This window comes from Neorhizobium sp. AL 9.2.2 (assembly GCF_013317225.1).
Lineage (GTDB): Bacteria > Pseudomonadota > Alphaproteobacteria > Rhizobiales > Rhizobiaceae > Neorhizobium > Neorhizobium soli.
In genome coordinates, this window is sequence record NZ_JAALXU010000013.1 from 1 (window position 1) to 2,123 (window position 2,123).

The window sequence follows — 2,123 nt, forward strand, 5'->3', positions numbered from 1 at the left end:
GCTAACCACGGTAGGGTCAGCGACTGGGGTGAAGTCGTAACAAGGTAGCCGTAGGGGAACCTGCGGCTGGATCACCTCCTTTCTAAGGAAGCTGTGGAACTGGTAAGACGCCAGGCACGTATCGCAAGATATGGCCCTGGATGAACCTTCCCGTGCTTTTTAGAACATAGATGGCGCCAGTCAGGCGACCATCGCAAACGCAATACGCCGACCACGGATCGTTCATTCGGTCCATATGTGATCGGTATGGCGAGGTACCGCCGACTACGTTTCTCTTTCTTCATGAAGACAAAAAACCGCACGACCGGTTTGACTGAATGGGCCCGTAGCTCAGTTGGTTAGAGCACACGCTTGATAAGCGTGGGGTCGGTAGTTCGAGTCTACCCGGGCCCACCATTCATCTTGGTGAATGTGGTGCTGGTCGGGGTGGCGGACGCAGTCGATAAGATCGTGTGGGTTATGGTGTTGATGGACGGGCTTTATGCTAATTCCTATTGGCTTTTGCCTCCGTTGAAACGATTGGGGCTTTAGCTCAGCTGGGAGAGCACCTGCTTTGCAAGCAGGGGGTCAACGGTTCGATCCCGTTAAGCTCCACCATATTTGGTCCTGACGGCGAGCGCGCTCTTTGAGCGCTGCCTGCGGACGGCCGGCCTCTGGCCTTGCGAAGCTTCGCTTCGTTGGCTGTTGAGGCTCCATTGTCTTCTGAAGAAATAAAAGTTTGCATCACTTTTAGGAGTGCTGCCTGTTCTGCAAAATTGTGAAGAGAAGATTGATCTGGATGCTTCCAGGTATTTTTGGGTTTTGAAGCCCAAAGATGTCCGAGCCCGGTTCTGATGATACCAAGGATGACCTAGCCGGTCGGATCTGGAGGAAGAGCTGGAGTAGGTAGGAAGCATGTCACTCTGGTCGGTCGTTGTTGGTGTTTTGGGGCTTGGCCCTAAACCACCTCTGACGACTTATTGATGTCCGTTTGCTAACCGCGCGGACCCGGATTTAATCTCGAGAAGCTGGTCTTAAAGATCAGGACACAAGTGAACCGCTCGGCGTGGTTCCAATAAAGTGGCCTGATCGAACACGTTGATGGCATCATGAGAAGGTTGGGTTGTAAAAGGTAGCCCTTCCGCTTGCTCCTCTGGGGTGAGCTATATTGATGAGCATTGGCAATGAGAACGATGAAGTGTTTTAAGGGCATTTGGTGGATGCCTTGGCATGCACAGGCGAAGAAGGACGTGATACGCTGCGAAAAGCCGTGGGGAGCTGCGAATAAGCTTTGATCCATGGATCTCCGAATGGGGCAACCCACCTTAAATACCTAGAAAGTTTAAGTCGTCTTTCGGGACGGTTTAGATTTCTAGGTATTATCAATAAGGTATCTACACCTGAATACATAGGGTGTAAGAAGCGAACTCAGGGAACTGAAACATCTAAGTACCTGAAGGAAAGGACATCAACCGAGACTCCGTAAGTAGTGGCGAGCGAACGCGGACCAGGCCAGTGGCAATGTTGAATAAAGCTGAACAGGTTGGAAAGCCTGGCTAGAGTGGGTGATAGCCCCGTAAGCGTAGAACAGACATTGTCCTTGAGTAGGGCGGGACACGTGAAATCCTGTCTGAACATGGGGAGACCACTCTCCAAGCCTAAGTACTCGTGCATGACCGATAGCGAACAAGTACCGTGAGGGAAAGGTGAAAAGCACCCCGACAAGGGGAGTGAAATAGAACCTGAAACCGGATGCCTACAAGCAGTCGGAGGGCGCTCTTTTTAGTAAGGGGCCTGACGGCGTACCTTTTGTATAATGGGTCAACGACTTAGTGTATCTAGCAAGCTTAAGCCGGTAGGTGTAGGCGCAGCGAAAGCGAGTCTGAATAGGGCGATTTAGTTAGATGCATTAGACCCGAAACCGAGTGATCTAGCCATGAGCAGGCTGAAGGTTGGGTAACACCAACTGGAGGGCCGAACCCGCATCTGTTGCAATAGATTGGGATGACTTGTGGCTAGGGGTGAAAGGCCAATCAAACTCGGAGATAGCTGGTTCTCCGCGAAATCTATTTAGGTAGAGCGTCGACCGAATACCCTCGGGGGTAGAGCACTGGATGGGCTATGGGGACTCACCGTCTTACTGA

2 tRNA genes and 2 rRNA genes are annotated in these 2,123 nt (G+C 51.7%); all 4 read left to right on the forward strand.

What is annotated here, in order from left to right:
* A 16S ribosomal RNA gene (locus G6K99_RS23150) occupies positions 1-82 on the forward strand; the annotation flags it as partial.
* A 237-nt stretch (positions 83-319) separates the two neighbouring features.
* Positions 320-396: transfer RNA gene (locus G6K99_RS23155), tRNA-Ile, on the forward strand.
* Between the two features lie 125 nt (positions 397-521).
* Positions 522-597: transfer RNA gene (locus tag G6K99_RS23160), tRNA-Ala, on the forward strand.
* Between the two features lie 574 nt (positions 598-1,171).
* Positions 1,172-2,123: ribosomal RNA gene (locus G6K99_RS23165) — 23S ribosomal RNA — on the forward strand; the annotation flags it as partial.